The organism is Citrobacter sp. C1 (assembly GCF_014596895.2).
Classification (GTDB): Bacteria; Pseudomonadota; Gammaproteobacteria; order Enterobacterales; family Enterobacteriaceae; genus Citrobacter; species Citrobacter gillenii.
This window is the reverse complement of the sequence record NZ_CP115035.1, coordinates 2,470,926-2,490,611: the sequence shown is the minus strand read 5'-3', so window position 1 is coordinate 2,490,611 and position 19,686 is coordinate 2,470,926. Positions and strand designations below refer to the sequence as shown.

The window sequence follows — 19,686 nt, the reverse complement described above, 5'->3', positions numbered from 1 at the left end:
CAATAATGAACATAATTAATAAATCGCAGAGATCATCATAAACGTCCACGAGATTCACCGCTCTGTACTTAACAGTGGATTGCTGGTTTTTATCACACCGTTGTGGCTATCAGAAAATCGATCAGCGCTTTCACTGTTTTGGTTTTACCCGCGTTTTTATCCTCATCGCAACGTCTTCCCTTGATTAAGCCAATGAAAAGCTGGTCTCATTGCTGGGTGAACTGGCGGCAGAGAAAAGTGTAACGTCTGCACAAATCGCGCTGGCATGGCTGCTGGCACAAAAGCCGTGGATTGTTCCTATCCCTGGTACCACCAAGCTACACCGGCTGGAAGAAAACCTGGCGGCTGCCGACATTGTTCTTTCACAGGATGACTCACGGCAGATAACCCAGGCGCTTGAAACGATTAAAATCGTCGGTGAACGTTATTCTCCTGAACACCAGGCACGCGTAGGCCGTTAATGCCCAAACGGGTCCACAGCAAAATGCGGGCCCGTTACTCTGAATAGCGAAGTGCATCGATCAACAGCGCAAAAGCCGGCGGATGCTGCTTACGGCTCGGGTAGTAGAGGTAATATCCGGGGAAAGATGGGCACCAGTCCTGCAAAACCTGAATAAGCTCTCCTGACTTTATATAATCCTGCACCCTGTCTTCAGGTATACAGGCGATGCCAAAACCGGATAACGCCGCATCAATCCTTTCTGCCTGCAGATTAAATGTGACCTGCCCTTCCACTCTGACCCGTAACGGTTTCCCATCCTTCTCAAACTCCCAGTGGTAAAGCCCACCGGCTGTCGGCAGGCGCATATTGATACACCGATGATTTTGTAGCTCGTGCGGCGTTTGGGGTGCAGGGTTTGTAGCGAAATAAGATGGGGCTCCCACTACGGCCATTCTCATTTCCGGCCCAATTCTTACCGCAACCATGTCCTTATCCACGCTTTCACCCAGTCGGATCCCGGCATCAAAACGCCCCTCAACAATATCGACAAAGCCGTTATCCACCACCAGCTCGAGATTAATTTCCGGATATTCCCTGAGGAAGGGTTTTAGCTTCGGCCAGACCAGACTTCGCGCGGCATGCTCCCCGGCAGATAAACGGATATTGCCGGAGGCAGTACCGTTCAGTTGAACCAGCGATTCCAGCTCCTGTTCAAGATCGGCAATACGCGGTTCAAGGCAGGCAATAATTCTCTCACCAGCCTCTGTAGGGGCAACGCTTCGGGTCGTGCGGGTCAGAAGGCGGATATTCAGCCTTTCCTCCAGGGCCTTCATCGCGTGGCTGAGTGCAGACTGAGAAACCCCCAGTTTACCCGCTGCTTTGGTAAAACTTCGCTCCCTTGCCACCACAAGAAAGATTTGCAGTTCGTTGAAGTTTTCTTTGAGCATAGGCGATTTCCTTATGGAGGCATTCCCTTCATCGCACACTCATGAAGGGTGTTCATAGACACAATCATTTTAGCCCTATTACTGACAATAATGATAATTGATATTCTGGCTGTATCGAAAATAAGTCTGCATTATCAGAAGGTTTATCATGAAAATACTCGTTGCCGGGGCGACAGGAAGTATTGGTCTTCATGTCGTCAATACCGCTATTGAAATGGGTCATCAGCCCGTGGCGCTGGTCAGAAATAAACGCAAAGTAAAATTGCTTCCTCGGGGAGCGGATATTTTTTACGGCGATGTTTCAATGCCTGAAACACTCACTGAATTACCGAAAGATATTGATGCCATCATCTTCACACTCGGTTCTGATGGTCAGGGTCGAATTGGTGCCCGCGCTATCGATTACGGCGGAGTACGCAATATTTTACGAATATTCAAGGGTGTACCTGTTCGTATCAGCCTGATGACCACGATTGGCGTGACTGAACGGCTCAGCACCTGGAATCAGCGCACTGAGGTTCATGACTGGAAAAGACGTGCCGAGCGTCTGGTCAGGGCCAGCGGTCATCCCTATACCATCGTCAGGCCCGGCTGGTTTGATTACAACAATGATGATGAGCACAGAATCGTGATGCTCCAGGGAGATCGTCGCCATGTGGGAACGCCGGAAGATGGTGTGATATCTCGAGAGCAAATCGCCCAGGTCCTGGTCAGTGCCCTGACCAACGACGAGGCAAAAAATAAAACATTCGAGTTGGTGGCTGAACGAGGCGAAGCACAGCAGGATCTTACGCCACTGTTTGCAAAGCTGAAGGCTGATGATCCACAAAAAAATGATGGGGTTTTAGACATAGACAATATGCCTCTCAGGGAAGAACCGGAGTGCATTATTAACGAGCTGAACCTGTATTCAAAAAAATCAACCAATCTACAACCCTGACAATTTTGTCAAATAGCGGTCAGTCTCATGACAGCTTAGGCCTGTATATTTGAATGTACAGAGGGGGATAGTTCCCCTGATATGAGTCCAGTTTCAAACATAGATTTTAGAGGAGGTTATACCCTGCCGTTTTGACTTTCAGGACTTTCATTTGTAGTGGTCAAGTAATACGCATTCTGGCGATTCGGGAACAATGCGGTTGCTTAAATTTTGTAGAACAACGTATTTGCCGCTATTGGGGACTGAACGAAACCAAAATATTCATAGAACGCTCTGGCCTTGCCATCAATAGCATGTACCATGATGGCTTTGATACCCACTTGATCGGCTAAGTTGGAAATGCGCAGTACAGCATCATTAAGCAGCCATTTTCCATAACGATGACCTTGCGTACTGGCATCAACAGCAAGACGGCCCAACAGAACAACCGGAACAGGATCGGGCATATTCTGACGTAAACTACGGCCTAAGTCAGCGTGGCTTACAGATCCAGTTGCAATGGAATAGTAACCCACTACGCGCTGAGTAGACTCCAGACAAATGACGAATGTGCGCGATGCGTTGAGGTACTGATTTTTAATCGCCCGGCGACGTAGCCAATCATTTAACACCTCATTACCGCAATTGAATGGCTGTAGATCATGCCCTTCGGTCAGCAGCGCCGGCGCCGTGACGTTTATTTCCATTCTGGCTTCACATCCATCAGGCGTTGACGCCCCTCAATATTTTGTACAGGCGCTTCAAGCTGCTCAATGAAAGACTGATATCGGGCATCGTCCAGGACGAACACACGCTGATCCAGAATGATATTCTGGGCCTCATGCACGGCCTTCTCAATGATAAAGTCAGTGCGGTTTTTATTAACCAAACTTGCGGCATAATCAATCACTGCGCGTTCCTCATCAGTAGCGCGGATATTAATTTGCTTATCGCGAGTTGGCTTACGAGCGCTGGTTTGCATAAGTTTCTCCATATGGTAACAAATTGCTATACACAAACCTTAGCCCAATTGGTAGCAGATTGCTATACGAAACTTGAGTTGCACCCGCCTGATTCGGCGGGTTTTAACTTCACCTTCTACATAATCAAGGTGTTACAATATTAAACCAGAAGTCGAAGCTGTCTAAATAGCCGAGGAATTCGTCAAGCTTTGCGTGATTACCGCTGACGTGTAACTCGCCCTTTTCTTCTGCTTGTTTTAGTGACTCCTCTTTGAGGATGATTTTGTTCAGGGTCGCGCGGTTCAATACAATTGAAGCATCAGCGTTACTGGCCTGCACGTTAGCACTATGATTAAGCACGCCATTTTCCAGCTCCAGCTTATAGTTGCCACCGTCATTGCCTAAATCGACATTAAAGACCGCTTTTGCATTTGCTGCCTTTTCGCCGTTGATGTGCACCGCCAAATAATCAAAGAACATCTCCGGTGACATAGCTTTAACCGTATCTGGGCTGGCCGTATTTGGTGTCGCACCTTTCACCACGCCGTTGCGTAACTCCTGGGCACCGGTCAGATAAAAATTCCGCCACGGACCTGATTCAGCCTGATATCCCATTTGCTCCAGGGCATCGGCCTCGAGGTTGCGTGCCTCTTTGTTGTTAGGATCGGCAAAGACGATATTGTTCGTAACTTGCGCCACCCAGCGATAATTGCCCTGGGCATAATCTGCTTTTGCTTTTTGCATAATGACATCAGGGCCGCCCATGTAATCAACATATTTCTTTGCCGCTTCGACGGGTGGCAATTCATCGAGGGTTGCCGGGTTGCCGTTGAACCAGCCGAGGTAAAAAACATAGGTTGCTTTCACGTCATGGCTGACAGAACCGTAATAACCGCGGCTGGCCCATGATTTTGCCAGACCGGGCGGCAACGTGAAGTTCGCCGCGATTTCATCACGGGTCAGTCCCTGGTTAGCCATGCGTAAAGTCTGATCATTAATGTAGCGATACATATCGCGCTGGCTCTTCATTAGCGTCACGACATTTTCATTGCCCCATGTTGGCCAGTGGTGTTGAGCAATAATAATGTTTGCTTTACCGCCCCAGCGACCAATCACGTCGTTGATATATTTTGACCATGCCAACGGATCGCGAATTTTTGCACCGCGTAGCGAATAGGTATTATGCAGCGTGTGAGTCACATCTTCTGCCGCTTCAATCATGCCCTTCTCTTCTACATACCACAGCATTTCTGATGGAGCTTCCGAACCTGGGGCCATCATAAAATCGTAGGTCAGCCCGTCGATAACTTCTTTCTGCCCGGTGTGGGTGATGTAGTTGGTAGGTTCAATCAGCGTCACCGTCCCGGCGGAGGTTGTCGTCCCAAGCCCCGCCCCAACCTGTCCTTTCGCATCGGGCTGTAATAAGTTGCCATACATATAACTGGCGCGGCGACTCATGGCATTACCTGCCATAATATTTTCTGATACCGCTTCTTTCATAAAACCAGCCGGTGCATACACCTTCACTTTCCCGGATTTTACGTCGGATTCATCAACAACGCCGCGAACACCACCATAATGGTCAACATGGCTGTGAGTATAAATGACCGCCACGACGGGTCTCTTTCCACGATGTTGATAATAGAGATCCATCCCCACTTTTGCGGTCTCAGCGGATACCAGCGGATCAACCACGGTAATACCCTCTTTACCTTCCATTATGGTCATATTTGAAAGGTCCAGATTTCGGATCTGATAAACCCCTTCGGTTACTTCAAAAAGTCCACCGATATTGATCAGTTGTGACTGACGCCACAGGCTTGGATTCACTGTATCGGGCGCTTTTTCACCTTCTTTAATAAACGCATACTGCTGCGGATTCCAGACTATATTGCCTTGTTTTCCTTTAATCAGGTCAGCCGGAAGCGGAGCAATAAATCCTTTGTGAGCATTAGAAAAATCAGTTTTATCATTGAAAGGTAACTGCCCGTACAATGAATCGTTTGCACTTTTCGTTTGTGCCGTGGCATCTTTCGCTCCCTCTTGCGCCATAACTGGCAGCGACATTAATGATGTGGAACACACACCAGCGATGACCATATAACCCACTATTTTATTAAGTTGCATAAATCCTCGGCTAATATACTTTATGAGCAGGGCTTCCCTACTCTTTTGAATGTTGAAACATTGCATAAGGGTGAAAATGTAAGTCTGTATTATTCGATAATAAAAGACTAACACCAAAAACCAATGGGGTTAATTAAAAAGATGTTTAATTATAAATTTTCATTTACTCTTAAATGAGTGTGATGATTGTCTTTTTCATATCTTACCTATTGTGGAAATACAGCCATGGTTGATGGATATAACGTACCACCACAATAGAATATTCAAGCCCTGCTGATAACTGATATTTAATTTATTTTTGGATTTACTCAGAACCTCTCAGGTAATCTGCTGATTGATGTCAGATACCCCCCACGTTCGAAATCAATATAACCACCTTTTTTTAACGCGGAGACAACATTCAAAATGCTGCTACGCGATAAGTGCGTACGCTCTTGGATATAATCTAAAATAGCGACTCGCTGGCGTGTCTCCTCGGGTAAAAGCATCATCTCCTCCAGATGATTGCGTATTACTGAATAGGTACGCTGCTGTACCACTAAATCATCACGATAGAAGAGATAACCGGTATGGTAGGAAACTATGGAGGCAACGTCTTCCCATAAACCATTTTTATGAAACAGCTCTCGCGCTTTATGCGCATCGACGCGTAGTATTGTTGACTCTGTTTCTGCACGTAATAAATGACCGTGAATCGGTTGGAGCATCTCCGCGAGACCGAACAGATGAGGTTCATAGACCGTGACGATCAGTAGGCCATCCGACGAACGCAAAATAGAAAGCTCTCCTTGCAGAAAAAGATACAACTGAGGCTGATTTTTGTGCATCCAAAGGATACGCCGACGTGGCACAACCTTGAGCTTTTCGGCTATGGGTTCAAGCGCTTGCGTCAAGCGTTGGATACTTTGTTCAGGACGTACCGGTGGTAAAATTTGCATGATAAAACCCGTACTCTTTCAATTGAGCTAACGATGTAAACCAAGATAACTTCAATGAAGATAGACCATATTCCAGCCATAGGGTTCCTATTAATAAAAGAACAATTTTATTTTTATTAGGCTATGTCATATGGAAAAGGCCACCAGCCGGTAGCGACAGACGATTAATTATGCCGCTGTACGCTCCCGGTATGACACGGGAACAGATGTTGTGAATTCAATAGTCCACAACCGTTACTATTAGCATCATTCTAAAGCCAGGTTTATTAAAATGATGCGCTAAAATTGATAGCTGTAATTAACGCTGGCAAACCAAAGCCACGGTTTTTTATATTCGCCCGCAAAAGCATCTGATTTAACCTGAGAAGACTGCATATGCAAGTACTCCACGGCAAACCCAATATTACTGGCAGGTGTAATCTGGTATTGTGCCCCGGTGCCAAATCGCCATTCGTCGCCGGTAGGTAACGACAGAGCAACATCACTTTGTGTTTTGTACGGCGAACTGTCAAACGCAACTCCTGCATTAATTCGCCACTGCTCATCAGGGCGATACTGTACGCCTAACGCGGTATGCCATGTATCTCTCATACGATTGGCGTGTTCGTTCGATTGACCATTAACGGTTATTTGTGGGCTACCAAACTGACTCCAGTCCTGCCAGCCAAGATCGCCCATCACCGACCACTGCGTGTTGATATCGTGAACCAGACTCAACATCACCTGCTGCGGTGCACGAACTTGTGCGGAGATCGGCAGGTCATACTCAACATTTGGCAGGTTTGGGAAACGCGCTTTTCCATCGATATTGAAATGATAATCGGTCTTACTGGTCCAGGTAATACCTGCTCGGGTGCGATCGGTTAAATCCATTAGTAAGCCAAGACGGTAATTCGTCGCCCAGTCATGATCGTTTTGTTTCTCATCATTACCCCCGACATTTCGGGTTAGCGACAGAAAGCCATAGTTTAGCCCCGCAGCCGCACCCACTGAGACTTTATCATTCAACTTCCAGGCCATCCCAGGGCTGAGGGTCATTGCTACCATCGTACTTTTTTTAATTAACCGATCCCCTGCCCAGTTGCCAAAATCGATACCCAGTCCATAGTTGCCATATAACCCAATCCCCGCCGAAACGGAGTCACTGAGTTGCTGTGTATAAAACAGACTGGCATTAGGAAAAATTGTCATGACGTTGCCGGGGCTTTGTCGATCCGCCGATTCGTTATTCAACGAATAGGGAATATCTCCCCCCATTGCCTGCAATCCTGTGGTAACCATGTGGTCAGGTAAGCGAGTCATGCCTGCTGGGTTAGTGAATAGCGTTGACGCATCCTGGGCCCGGGCGGCCTGCCCGGCTCCCGCTAGCGCGGTATCCTCCGTACCTATTTCGTAAAAATAGAGCGCACTTGCATGACTGAGCGTTGAAAATAGCATCCCGGAGATGAGAATGATTTTTTTCTTCATTTGGTTACCTGCATTGATGGATAATCTTTTTGTGTAAGGAGAATGGCCAACAACGTGCCCGTCTCTCTAAAAACTATAGAGTTACCCCTCTGTTTCGCAAAGATTGTCTTATTGTTTTCGGTAACATCATAATCAGGGGACTGGCGTGGTGTCGTGACAAAATCGATCCAATATTAAATTTTCAAATTCAGTACTACGACTTCACTATTACAAAACACATTTAAATCATCTGTTTTACGTAGAGTATTAAGAATAAGACTACATTGACGATCGTCACAGGGTTTGCATACCCTCAGTGGCTTAGTTTGTTAAATAATGACCAAAATGCTTAAAGAATCATAGGTCCTCATACCTTACCACTCCTCAATACATATTGGTCTTTGAAGCATTATTTAATGGTGGGCGTCAGCACCGCGTGGTGATAATTAACTCAAGTGTAAAGAAATGAAAATTTGATATTTTCATTATAAAGTATGAGTGAAGTCGCCACAGGAAAATCCATAGTTATGATCATAACAAAAATGTCATGTGAGATAAAAGCGCCACTTTTAACCTTTGCGAAGACGTCGTCTTCGCAAAACTGTGTGCCCTGAGTATGTGATTAGATTCAATGGGTTAATAATACTTCCATTTTTTCAAACCTAATCAATAAGTGAGGTGAATATATTAGCACGCAAACCAGGAGAATAACTTTAATAATGACGCCAGTATTTTAACTATTTGAAGAATGGAATCTGTACACGTAATAGCACACGAGAATCAAATAAGACTCATTCTCATATCTGTTTTAGTTAGTAACAGAGATGACAGATGATAGCTAATCCAAAGTAAAGATAGGGGTAATTATTTATGGCCTCACAATATGACTTTACTGTCACACTCCACGATCTCGCTTTTATTCTTAAGCAGATCAAAATATCTGAAGCAGCAACTAATCCGGATGGTTCGATCAATGGCGATGCCCTTCGAGAGTCAGTATCCAGCCCGCTATTACCCTATGGACTGCGCACGGTAGACGGTTCGTGGAATAGCCTTTTGCCCGGCCAGGAGTTATACGGCTCTGCCGACCAGACAATGCCGAGGTTAACCGCATTGAATTGGCAGGATGCCGATGAGGGGTCCAGCTACTTCCAACTTGGTGGTACGGTCACTGATGCAGACCCCAGAATCATCAGTAACTTGATTTCGGACCAAACAGCCTCTAACCCTGCCGCTCAGGAGGTGTTTGACGCATTATCAGGCGTGCCAGGCGGTGGTACCATCACCGGGGAAGGCAATACCTTAACCATCCCTAACCAGTCTCCGGATGTGGGACTCTCCCCTGCTTTTAACGGCTGGATGACGTTCTTTGGTCAGTTTTTTGACCATGGTCTGGATCTGATCCCTAAAGGTGGCAACGGGATTGTTTTCATTCCCTTGCAACCCGATGACCCGTTGTACGAGGCAGGTTCACCAACTAACTTTATGATCCTAACCCGGGCCACGGTTGATAAAGACCGTGAAACGGTCAACACGACGACGCCATTTATTGATCAAAACCAAACCTACACCTCTCATCCTTCGCATCAGATTTTCATCCGTGAATACGTATTAATTGACGGTATACCAGAGCCTACCGGTAATTTGTTGGGCGGTGCTAACGGTGGTCTGGCGACCTGGGCTGACGTCAAACATCAGGCTGAGACCTTACTCGGTATTACACTCACCGATCAGGATGTCTTTAGTGTTCCACTGCTGGCGACCGACCGTTACGGTAATTTGATTTTAAGTGACAGCGGTAAAGTACAAATTGTCACTAAAGGTGGCCTGGTTGAGGCTAACGGTGGCCCGTTACCCTCAGATACATTCCGGACGGGACATGCGTTCCTCGATGATATTGCCCACACGGCTGCGCCAAAAGCGGGCCTGGCTGCTGATAGTGATGGTGCCGTTGGCAACGGTAACGCAACCGAGCAACCAGCAGGTACTTATGACAACGAACTGCTCGATCGCCACTTTATCACCGGCGACGGGCGTGGTAATGAAAACATTGGCCTGACTGCCGTCCATGCGGTGTTCCACAGCGAACATAACCGCCTGGTGGAACAATATAAAACCACCCTGCTGGAAACCGGCGATGTTGGCCTCATCAATCAGTGGTTGATGCCGAACCATCAAATAGAAGAGTTGCCCGCAGATACCAGCACCCTGGTCTGGAATGGTGAGTACTTATTCCAGGCTGGACGTTTCTCTACGGAAATGCAGTACCAGCACCTGGTGTTCGAGGAATTTGCACGTACAGTGCAACCTGCCGTCGACCCGTTTGTCTTCTCTAACACGGCGGATATTAACCCGCTGATCTTTGCCGAGTTTGCACATGTGGTGTACCGCTTTGGCCACTCGATGCTTACAGAAACCGTGGCGCGTATCGATATCGACAACGAAAACGGCGATCTCGATTTAATTACTGCGTTCCTCAACCCGGTGGCATTTAATCAAATCAACGGTGTGGGTGTTTCTGATGATGCGGCCATCGGCGCAATTGTTCGCGGCATGACGCGTCAGGTGGGCAACGAGATTGATGAGTTTATTACCGATGCCTTGCGCAATAACCTCATCGGGTTACCGCTGGACTTAGGTGCACTCAACATTGCGCGCGGTCGCGATACCGCAATGCCGACGCTGAACCAGGCTCGCGAGCAGTTCTTTGAACTCAGCGGTGATTCGCAGTTGCGCCCCTATACCAGTTGGGCCGATTTCACCACCTACCTGAAAAACCCGGCGTCCATTATTAACTTTATGGCCGCCTACGGTCAGCATGAGCTGATCCTTAACGCCACCACCCTCGTCGAAAAACGCGCGGCGGTTAACTTCCTGTTGTTTGGCGATAAAAACAATGCCCCACCAGCAGATGCGCTCGATTTCTTCAACAGCACCAACTCATGGGCTACCAAAGAAACCGGCCTGAATATGGTCGATTTCTGGATCGGCGGCCTGGCCGAGCGCAAAAACGAATTCGGCGGCATGCTGGGTTCGACCTTCAACTTTGTGTTTGAAACGCAGATGGAAATGCTGCAGGACGGCGACCGGTTCTACTACCTGAGCCGTGTTCAGGGCCTGAACCTGCTCAATGAACTGGAGGCAAACTCGTTCTCCGCACTGGTGATGCGTAACAGCGACCTTGGCGAAGCGAATTCCTCTCACCTGCCCGCTAACCTGTTCCAGACGCCGGATCATATCTTCGAAGTCAACACCTTGTTGCAAATGGAAAGTGATCCAACATGGGGGAATCCGCTGAAAGACCTGCTGACACCTTTACTGGTGCGACGGGCTCCGGGGAATGATGTGGATGGTGATACCCATGCCGACGGCGGCTACCTGAAATACATCGGCGATGGACATGTGGTACTCGGCGGCACTGCCGGAAACGACACGTTAATTGGTGGTAAAGGTATCGATAGCCTGTGGGGTGACGGTGGTGATGATCGTCTGGACGGTGGCGACGAAGCCGATGTGGTCCACGGTGGTGACGGCAATGACATTATTACCGACACCGGAACACCGGTTGGCGATGCTGATTTCCTGCACGGCGATGCCGGGCATGATGTCATCTTCTCCGGTAACGGTAACGACCTGGTCTTTGGCGGCAGCGGTAGCGACTTCGTGGTGGTTGGCGAAGATGCACAGGAGGTCTTCGGCGGTCTGGATAACGACTTTGCGTTGGGCGGTTCGGGTGCTGATACCCTGATGGGTAACGAAGGTGACGACTGGCTGGAAGGCGGCGACGGCTTCGACACGCTCGCCGGTGATAACTCTGAGCTGTTCTTCAACAGTACCATTATTGGTCATGATGTGCTGAACGGTCAGGGCAACGATACCGACTACGATGGTGAAGCTGGCGACGATATTATGGTTCAGGGCGCGGGTATTCAACGCAACAATGGTATGGCCGGTTTCGACTGGGCAATCCATAAAGGCGACCCGAACGGTGCGAACTCCGATCTCGGGATCCCGATTTTCGTTAATCAGCAGGAATTCATTCTGCGTGACCGCTTTGACCTGGTCGAAGGGCTTTCAGGATGGAAGCACAACGACATTTTGACCGGTACGGAACAGCCGATCGGCACCGCGCCGGTTCAGGGCACCCCGCTCTCCAATAACCTGACGCAGGAAGGTGCGGACAGGATCAACGGCCTACAGTCCATTCTCGGCGTCGAGCGTTCCTCTAACCCGAATGCGGTGTTGCTGAATCCGGATGACGGCAGCGACATCATCCTCGGCGGTGGCGGCAGCGACCGTATTATGGGTAAAGCGGGTAACGACATCATTGATGGCGATGCCTGGCTGAACGTGCGTATTGCCGTCACCGGCATGGCAGGACTCACCAGTGCAGAAAGCATGGCTGAGCTGAAGTCGTACATGCTGGCCGGCACCCTGAAACCGAACCAGTTGTCGATCGTGCGTGAGATCTTGCGTGAAGGTAACGGCACCGAAACTGACGTTGCGGTGTATCGCGATATCAGCACGAACTATGCCTTTACCCGTATGGCGGACGGTAGCCTTCGGGTCGACCACGCAACGCCGAATGCCGCCCTCAACCTGGATGACGGCACTGACCGCCTGCTGAATATCGAAAAACTGGAGTTTGGCGACGGTCAACAGCTGTGGGTCACCGCACAAAAAGCGACAGGTAACGTCAACATTAGCAGCGCGACACCTTCGGTCGGTGACTTGCTGCGCGTTAACGTGGCCAACTTGCTGGATGGTAACGGACTCGCGGCAAATACGGTGATCACCATGACCTGGCAGGCTCTGGTCAACGGACAATGGCGCGATCAGGCAACCGGCGTAGAGTTCAGAGTACCGGGCTCTATTCAGGGCGCTCCGCTGCGTGTGGTCGCCAGTTTTAACGACCAAATGGGCGATGCGGAAACCTTAGTCTCAGCACAAACCCAGGCCATTATGCCACGCAATCAGGCGACCACCGGCGCACCGGTGATTAACGACCTGACGCCGACTGAAAGCCTGACGTTGACCGCAGTGGTCTCCGGCATTGCTGATGCTGACGGTCTGAGTGGCGGCAACTTCAGCTACCAATGGCGAATGAGCTCCCCGACAGGGTTCATCAACATTGTTGGTGCAACATCGGCAACCTATACCCCAGGTCAGGCCGCTGTGGGACGCACGTTGCAGGTAGTGGTCACCGTCGTTGATGACGAAGGCAACCCCCCTGTTGTTCTGACATCAACCACCACTCAACCGGTGGGGGATCTGATTGTTGGTAATAACGGAAACAACACGCTGAACGGTACCGCATGGAGTGACATTCTGCGCGGTGAAAACGGCAATGACAATTTGTTTGGTGGTGCGGGTGATGACCTGCTGGTCGGAGGGGCCGGAAACGACAGCCTGTCTGGTGACGCGGGACAAGACACGCTGCAAGGCGATGCCGGAGATGACCTCCTCGATGGTGGTTTGGGGGCAGATAGCATGACCGGGGGTGCCGGTAATGACACCTACATCGTGAATGACGTTGGTGATGTGGTGATCGAAGGTCTGAACGGCGGGACGGACGTGGTTCGCACCAGCCTCAGCAGCTACGACATGACCGGTAACGTTGAAGAACTGGTGTTCACCGGCAGCGGCAGCTTTATCGGTACCGGTAATGGGCTCGCCAACATCATTACCGGTGGTGCGGGCAACGATCAGCTGTTTGGTATGGGAGGCAACGATCAGCTGTTCGGTGGGATCGGGAATGACTTCCTGGATGGCGGAGACGGCAATGATAACCTGCAAGGTGGAAACGGCAACGACGTCATGATTGGCGGCGCGGGCGTCGATACCCTCACCGGCGGTAACGGTGACGACATCCTCAATGGTCAGGAAGGCAATGACAATCTGGATGGCGGTACCGGGAATGACATCTTCGCCTTTGCCGCCAACTTTGGGCGAGACCGCATCACCGGTTTTGACAGTAATCCTAATGGTGGTCAGGACTATCTTGACCTGGTTCAGTTGGGCATTAATGCGGGGAATTTTTCCAACAGCGTGTCCATCACCGGCAGTAACGGCAATACCATCGTGACTATCGGGGCTGACAACATCACGTTGGTCGGCGTCAATTCAAACACCGTCACGATAGGTGATTTTTATCTGGAAACGCCGAACACCCTTGCCAGTAATAACGGCAACGGTTCATTGATCGTATAAGGAGAAGACTATGTCGCGCCAGCATACGCCAACAGAACTGAATGATGCATTAAAAGGAACGAAACCTACTTTTCTTATCCTGTTATTTTTTAGTTGTGTGATTAATATGCTTATGCTGGCGCCGGCAATTTATATGCTACAGGTTTATGACCGCGTTCTGGTGAGTAAAAACACCACCACGCTGTTAATGTTAACCTTACTTATTGTCGGTTTATATACTGTCATTGCCATGATTGAATCAGCCCGTGCTAAGGTCATGGTTCGTCTGGGAAATCGGCTGGATGTGAAGTTAAGCCAGCTGATTTTTAACTCGGCGTTTAAAAGAAAGATTGCCACCGGAGAGAACAATCCCGCGCAGTCAATAGCAGAACTTGACCAGGTTCGTCAGTTTCTTTCTGGCAATAGCCTGTTTGCTCTGCTGGATATTCCGTGGACCCCCATTTATTTATTCATCGCCTTTCTTGTCCACCCTTTATTGGGATATCTCTCCCTCGGCGGGATATCCATACTGTTTATTCTCACCATAGTGTCTGAATTATCGACGAAGCGACCTATTCAACAAGCCCATGCGTTGACCATCAACAATGCCACCAAACTCAATAAGCAGTTGCAAAACTCTGATGCCATTGAAGCGATGGGGATGCTCTCTACCCTCAAGTCCAACTGGCAAACCCAGCATGACAAGGTGCTGGTATTACAAACGCAGATCGCCGACAAAACGGCAGGATTAAGCAGCCTGAGCCGCTTCGTGCGAGTGTTATTGCAGTCCATCGCGCTGGGCGCCGGTGCGCTACTGGTGATCGGGGGACAAATTACCCCCGGCCTGATGATTGCCGCCTCGATTATTCTGGGGCGCGTTCTGAACCCGGTTGAACAGGTGATCGGCAGCTGGAAGCAGTTTGTGCAATTTCGCAGCGCGTGGCACCAGTTATCAAACCTGCTGAAGGAGTACCCGGCACCGAAAGATGTCCTGACTCTGCCAAAACCCAAAGGCAATATCAGCGTCGAAGCCGTCTTTGCGGCCGCTCCCGGTCAGCATACTCCGCTGCTACGCAATATTTCATTTCAGCTTGAACAAGGCGAAGTACTGGGGATTATCGGCCCGTCAGCCTCAGGCAAAACGTCGCTGGCTAAAGTGCTGGTCGGCGTGTGGAAACCGTTATCGGGTAAAGTCAGGCTCGACGGCGCGGACATTTGTCAGTGGGATAAAGAACTGCTGGGTCCGTCCATCGGCTACCTTCCGCAGGATGTCGAACTGTTTGACGGCACAATCGCGCAAAACATTGCCCGTTTTACGAAAAATGACAGTGAACTTATCGTGGCGGCCGCGCTGCTTGCGGGTGTGCACGAGATGATCCTGCGCCTGCCGCAGGGGTATGACACTTTACTGGGTTCAGGTGGATATCAATTATCAGGTGGTCAGCGTCAGCGTATCGGGCTGGCGCGCGCGGTGTATAACAACCCTGCATTTCTGGTCCTTGATGAGCCAAATGCTAACCTGGATGATGCCGGTGAATTTGCCCTCATCAAGGCGATTAATACCCTCAGAACCCAGGGGCAAACCACCGTAATCATTTCCCATCGCCCCACGCTGCTCGGTGTGGTGAACAAGGTTTTACTGCTCAATGAAGGGGCTATCCAGGAGTTTGGTACCCGTGATCAGGTCTTTACCACGTTACGCCAGGCCAATGTATTAAAACCAGTGGCGACAGCGTCTTCATCCAACAATGAACAAAAACGCGAGGCATGAAGATGAAAAAGAATACAAAAGGTTCTGGAAATCCGGGTTCTTCAGGTGTGGATACCAATATCTGGGCGCCGATTGTTCGGGGAATCATCGTCATCGTGCTCGGCGTTGGCGGCTTCCTGCTCTGGGCGGTACAGGCGCCGTTGGATGCCGGGGTGGTCGCGGATGGCACGGTGACGGTATCAAGCAACCGGAAAACAATTCAACATCTGAGCGGCGGACGTGTAACGGATATCTTCGTTAAAGAAGGTGACCAGGTCAAAAAAAATCAGGTCCTCGTCCGTCTGGATAAAATGCAGCTCGATATGCGTTTCAGTGCCTTAAACGCGCAGTATATTTCAGCAAAAAGTATTGAAGACCGGCTGATGGCAGAGCGAGACGGCCTGGAGGAGATTGCCTTCAATAGCGCGCTGACTCAGCAATTTTCCGGGAATAAACGTCTGACAGAAGTCAGAAATTTGCAGGCCAAACTCTTTGATACCCGGCGTAAAACGATTCAGGATGAATTGTCGATGATTCAGGAAACGCTTGATGGCCTGATCGGGCAGACGGAAAATCTCAACAAAATAAAAGGTTATCGCGATCATCAGTTCACGCTGATTAACCGCGAGCTCGGCGCAATTCGTGCATTGAGTGAAAAAAACTACTACCCGAAAGCGCAATTACTGGTGCTTGAACGTGAGGCCGCTGAAATCTCCAGCAGTGTATCCGAAGATATTCTGAACATTGCCAAACTCAAATCTCAGCAAAATGAGTTGAAAATCAAAGCATATCAGGCGCGTCATCAATACCTGCGTGAGGTAGAGTCTGAACTGACCGAAAACCAAAAAGAAGTCGCCATGCTGGAAGATGAACTGGTATCTACCCGTCATGAGCTGGATAACACAGAAATTCGCTCCCCCATTAACGGTGTGGTACTGGACGTTAAGGTCAGTACCGTTGGCGGTGTAATTCAGCCGGGCGAACATCTGATGGATATTGTTGCCGCCGGACAACCGATGCAAATCGATGCCAAAATACCGGTACATGCCATTGATAAACTGGCGCCAGGGTTAACCGTGGACGTCCTGTTCCCGGCACTTAACCACGCGTTGCTGCCGTCAGTACCTGCGCATGTGTTAACCGTCTCCGCTGACCGGTTAATTGATGAAGCCACTCAACAGCCTTATTACCTCGCCGAAGTGCAGGTTTCCTCTGAAGGTGCGCGCTTGCTGGGTGATTACAAGATTAAAGCCGGGATGCCCGCCAGCGTAACGATCAAAACCGGCGAGCGGACATTTTTAAGCTACCTGTTTAAACCCTTACTCGCCCGTCTGGAACTGGCGTTTAAAGAATACTGATCGTCAATTCATTACCCTGACAGGAACCCTGGTGCTCATTCGCGAGCATCAGGCCTGTTTATGCCATTGCTGGTCGCCCTGCTTTCTTGTAACCTTCCCCTTCGCAAGCCTACTGCGTGCGTGAATGATTAATTTGCACCCCTGAACTGGACTTCATATGAATGCTCATACTTCGAAAGACCCTTTACACGGCGTAACGCTTGAAATGCAGGTCACTGCGCTGGTTGACCGCTTTGGTTGGGCTGAGCTGAGTCAACTCATCAACATCAACTGTTTTAAAAACGATCCCAGCGTTAAATCCAGTTTAAAATTTCTGCGCCGCACGCCCTGGGCGCGCGCTGAAGTAGAAGCGTTGTATCTTGATTCCCTGAATGATGACGCCCCGGAAAACACCGAGTCACCGGACTTCGATCCCTGGGCTAATAGTCGCGCTAATAAGAAATAAGAGCCCTTTCAGATGTCTGCACCCGGTTTTATTTCAGGTCATTACCAGAAAAAGCTGGCGAATCTCGTCGCCCGTTCTCGCAACATACTGCCAATAACCAACGTGAAATGGTTCGCCGTGCTCGTCGGCAGCATGCTCTTACTCGGCAGTTGCTCTTCCGAGCCGCCGGTGCCGAAAACCTCGCCACAGCCGCCGTTAACCAAACCGCAGCGTAGTCAGGAGCCGATGCGTGGTGTCTGGCTGGCAACGGTTTCGCGCCTGGACTGGCCGCCGATCTCCTCGGTTAACGGCAGTTCGTCCGCCATCCGCATTAGCCAGCAGAAAAAAGCGCTGACGGATAAGCTGGATAATCTTAAGCGTCTTGGGATCAACACCGTGTTTTTCCAGGTCAAGCCAGATGCCACCGCGCTATGGCAATCCAAAATTTTGCCGTGGTCAGATACCCTGACGGGCAAAATTGGTGAAGATCCAGGTTACGATCCGCTGCAGTTTATGCTCGACGAAGCCCATAAGCGTGGGATGAAAGTCCATGCCTGGTTTAATCCGTATCGCGTTTCTGTCAACACCAAACCCGGAACGGTAACGGAATTAAATAATACCTTGTCCCAGAACCCATCCAGCGTTTTTGTTCTGCATCGGGACTGGATCCGCACGGCGGGTGAGCGTTTCGTCCTCGACCCGGGCATTCCTGAAGTCAGGGACTGGGTAACCAGCATCGTGGCGGAAGTGGTTGAGAATTATCCCGTCGACGGCGTGCAGTTTGATGACTACTTCTATACCGAATCACCCGGTTCTGCGCTCAACGACAGTCAGACCTTCAGAAAATATGGTCAAGGATTTGCCTCGAAAGCGGACTGGCGACGCCATAACACAGAAAAGCTCATTGCGCAGGTCTCGCAGACTATCAAGAAACTGAATCCTGAAGTGGAGTTCGGCGTCAGCCCGGCAGGCGTATGGCGTAACCGTTCGCACGACCCGGCGGGTTCCGACACGCGTGGTGCGGCGGCCTATGATGAATCCTATGCAGATACACGCCGCTGGGTTCAACTGGGCCTGCTGGATTACATCGCCCCACAGCTTTACTGGCCTTTTGCCCGGGATGCCGCGCGTTACGATGTGTTGGCAAAATGGTGGGCGAACGTGGTCAAGTCAACCAACACGCGCCTGTATATCGGGGTTGCGCTGTATAAGGTTGGTGAGCCGTCAAGAAAAGAGCCCGACTGGGCGGTTAACGGTGGTGTTCCGGAACTGAAAAAACAGCTCGATATGAACGAGACTGAACCGCACATCAACGGTACGATCCTGTTCAGAGAGGATTACCTCAATCAACCCCAAACCCAGGATGCGGTAACCTATATCCGCAACCGCTGGGGGCAGTAATGTTGCCACTGTCCGCCGCTATGGCATCAAGCGGCGGATGTTAGTCGATACAGATGCACACCAGATGACCGCGCTGAAGCTGGATTGCCCCCTGCCGTTTGAGTCTGGCAAGGGTATCCATAACCGTGCTACGCGAAAGTCCAGTACGATCCCGAATGTATTGTGCTGCAGAGATCCTTTGTCTGATCTCCTCAGGTTCTTGTTGCAGCAGTTCGAGGTGTCCCCAGACCATATCTGTGGCACTCCGGCTGGTGATAAGGCGATCGCGTTGGCTCATTACCTGGATAATGTAGGCTTCAACGACCGCTACCGACTCCCATAACTGATCGCGATTCACGACCGTCATAAAATCTGTTTTCTTGATAACGTGTGTCGTACAAGGACTGACGGCCTCAATATCATAAAAGTTTTGCCCGGTAGGAAGAAAAAACTCTGCCATTCCCAGCATTATCGGCGCCTGCTGGCTTGCCAGAATAAGACCATCAATGCGACGTCTTATCACGATTCTCCCTTCTGTCAGCAGCCAAATTCCGTTCTCTCCCTGCGAGTCCATAATAAAAGACCCACTGCGATATAAGGATTGCGGTTCGGAAAGTGGTAATAACGCATTGAAAAGTATGGAAATATTTGCCGCCAGAAGTTCGTCACTGCGACCTGATTGTTCGGGGGGATTTGTCATAGCGTTCTCAAGATTATTTATATTGCCTCTCTTCAATAATTATCCTTCTGAACGGAAAAAGCAAATGAGGAAAATCCAATTTTGGATTGGCTTATATCGGATAA

The 19,686-nt window shown here is 49.7% G+C and carries 13 protein-coding genes and 1 pseudogene; 7 read left to right on the top strand and 7 right to left on the bottom strand.

Going from position 1 to position 19,686, the window contains the following annotated elements:
* Positions 1-176: 176 nt before the first annotated feature.
* A pseudogene (locus IB214_RS11985) lies at positions 177-461 on the top strand (aldo/keto reductase); the annotation flags it as partial.
* Positions 462-495: 34 nt separating this feature from the next.
* Here the strand turns inward: IB214_RS11985 and IB214_RS11980 are convergent.
* On the bottom strand, positions 496-1,389 hold the full coding sequence (locus tag IB214_RS11980) for a LysR family transcriptional regulator (RefSeq protein ID WP_117342779.1): 894 nt from the start codon (positions 1,387-1,389) through the stop codon (positions 496-498).
* 148 nt (positions 1,390-1,537) lie between these two features.
* Here IB214_RS11980 and IB214_RS11975 point away from each other — a divergent pair, with 148 nt between their 5' ends.
* Positions 1,538-2,329 (top strand): SDR family oxidoreductase, encoded by a 792-nt coding sequence (locus IB214_RS11975; protein ID WP_117342780.1) that lies wholly within the window; start codon positions 1,538-1,540, stop codon positions 2,327-2,329.
* Positions 2,330-2,532: 203 nt separating this feature from the next.
* On the opposite strand, the gene IB214_RS11970 is transcribed toward IB214_RS11975, so the two are convergent.
* The 5 genes from IB214_RS11970 to IB214_RS11950 form a co-directional block, all read right to left on the bottom strand.
* Complete coding sequence (locus tag IB214_RS11970; protein WP_117342781.1) at positions 2,533-3,015, bottom strand: GNAT family N-acetyltransferase; 483 nt, start codon at positions 3,013-3,015, stop codon at positions 2,533-2,535.
* Positions 3,006-3,302, bottom strand: coding sequence for a DUF1778 domain-containing protein (locus tag IB214_RS11965; RefSeq protein ID WP_161959022.1), 297 nt, complete (start codon positions 3,300-3,302; stop codon positions 3,006-3,008). The genes IB214_RS11970 and IB214_RS11965 overlap by 10 nt, the downstream gene beginning before the upstream one ends.
* 112 nt (positions 3,303-3,414) lie before the next feature.
* The gene (locus IB214_RS11960) at positions 3,415-5,397 is read right to left on the bottom strand and encodes an alkyl sulfatase dimerization domain-containing protein (protein ID WP_117342783.1); all 1,983 of its coding nucleotides are present in this window, start codon (positions 5,395-5,397) and stop codon (positions 3,415-3,417) included.
* 308 nt (positions 5,398-5,705) lie between these two features.
* On the bottom strand, positions 5,706-6,335 hold the full coding sequence (locus IB214_RS11955; protein WP_117342784.1) for a winged helix-turn-helix transcriptional regulator: 630 nt from the start codon (positions 6,333-6,335) through the stop codon (positions 5,706-5,708).
* Positions 6,336-6,614: 279 nt separating this feature from the next.
* Positions 6,615-7,802 carry an outer membrane protein transport protein gene (locus tag IB214_RS11950; RefSeq protein ID WP_117342785.1) on the bottom strand — a complete coding sequence of 396 codons (1,188 nt, stop codon included), beginning with the start codon at positions 7,800-7,802 and terminating at the stop codon, positions 6,615-6,617.
* Positions 7,803-8,651: 849 nt separating this feature from the next.
* Here IB214_RS11950 and IB214_RS11945 point away from each other — a divergent pair.
* The 5 genes from IB214_RS11945 (at position 8,652) to IB214_RS11925 (ending at position 18,903) form a co-directional block, all read left to right on the top strand.
* Positions 8,652-13,991 carry a peroxidase family protein gene (locus IB214_RS11945; RefSeq protein WP_117342786.1) on the top strand — a complete coding sequence of 1,780 codons (5,340 nt, stop codon included), beginning with the start codon at positions 8,652-8,654 and terminating at the stop codon, positions 13,989-13,991.
* Between the two features lie 10 nt (positions 13,992-14,001).
* A complete protein-coding gene (locus tag IB214_RS11940) occupies positions 14,002-15,741 on the top strand; it encodes a type I secretion system permease/ATPase (RefSeq protein ID WP_137400132.1) in 1,740 nt (579 codons plus the stop codon).
* A 2-nt stretch (positions 15,742-15,743) separates the two neighbouring features.
* Positions 15,744-17,078 (top strand): HlyD family type I secretion periplasmic adaptor subunit, encoded by a 1,335-nt coding sequence (locus tag IB214_RS11935; RefSeq protein ID WP_117342788.1) that lies wholly within the window; start codon positions 15,744-15,746, stop codon positions 17,076-17,078.
* Between the two features lie 157 nt (positions 17,079-17,235).
* Positions 17,236-17,523: a VF530 family protein gene (locus IB214_RS11930; RefSeq protein WP_096757060.1), complete on the top strand. Its 288-nt coding sequence runs from the start codon at positions 17,236-17,238 to the stop codon at positions 17,521-17,523.
* Positions 17,524-17,535: 12 nt separating this feature from the next.
* Complete coding sequence (locus tag IB214_RS11925) at positions 17,536-18,903, top strand: glycoside hydrolase family 10 protein (protein ID WP_117342789.1); 1,368 nt, start codon at positions 17,536-17,538, stop codon at positions 18,901-18,903.
* Positions 18,904-18,943: 40 nt separating this feature from the next.
* Here the strand turns inward: IB214_RS11925 and IB214_RS11920 are convergent, their stop codons facing one another.
* A complete protein-coding gene (locus IB214_RS11920; RefSeq protein ID WP_135953050.1) occupies positions 18,944-19,582 on the bottom strand; it encodes a helix-turn-helix domain-containing protein in 639 nt (212 codons plus the stop codon).
* Positions 19,583-19,686: the final 104 nt, after the last annotated feature.

Bases quoted from the DNA above. Each gene is read 5' to 3' on its own strand.
- IB214_RS11980 (WP_117342779.1), bottom strand. From the start codon at position 1,389: ATGCTCAAAGAAAACTTCAACGAACTGCAAATCTTTCTTGTGGTGGCA.
- IB214_RS11975 (WP_117342780.1), top strand. From the start codon at position 1,538: ATGAAAATACTCGTTGCCGGGGCGACAGGAAGTATTGGTCTTCATGTC.
- IB214_RS11970 (WP_117342781.1), bottom strand. From the start codon at position 3,015: ATGGAAATAAACGTCACGGCGCCGGCGCTGCTGACCGAAGGGCATGAT.
- IB214_RS11965 (WP_161959022.1), bottom strand. From the start codon at position 3,302: ATGGAGAAACTTATGCAAACCAGCGCTCGTAAGCCAACTCGCGATAAG.
- IB214_RS11960 (WP_117342783.1), bottom strand. From the start codon at position 5,397: ATGCAACTTAATAAAATAGTGGGTTATATGGTCATCGCTGGTGTGTGT.
- IB214_RS11955 (WP_117342784.1), bottom strand. From the start codon at position 6,335: ATGCAAATTTTACCACCGGTACGTCCTGAACAAAGTATCCAACGCTTG.
- IB214_RS11950 (WP_117342785.1), bottom strand. From the start codon at position 7,802: ATGAAGAAAAAAATCATTCTCATCTCCGGGATGCTATTTTCAACGCTC.
- IB214_RS11945 (WP_117342786.1), top strand. From the start codon at position 8,652: ATGGCCTCACAATATGACTTTACTGTCACACTCCACGATCTCGCTTTT.
- IB214_RS11940 (WP_137400132.1), top strand. From the start codon at position 14,002: ATGTCGCGCCAGCATACGCCAACAGAACTGAATGATGCATTAAAAGGA.
- IB214_RS11935 (WP_117342788.1), top strand. From the start codon at position 15,744: ATGAAAAAGAATACAAAAGGTTCTGGAAATCCGGGTTCTTCAGGTGTG.
- IB214_RS11930 (WP_096757060.1), top strand. From the start codon at position 17,236: ATGAATGCTCATACTTCGAAAGACCCTTTACACGGCGTAACGCTTGAA.
- IB214_RS11925 (WP_117342789.1), top strand. From the start codon at position 17,536: ATGTCTGCACCCGGTTTTATTTCAGGTCATTACCAGAAAAAGCTGGCG.
- IB214_RS11920 (WP_135953050.1), bottom strand. From the start codon at position 19,582: ATGACAAATCCCCCCGAACAATCAGGTCGCAGTGACGAACTTCTGGCG.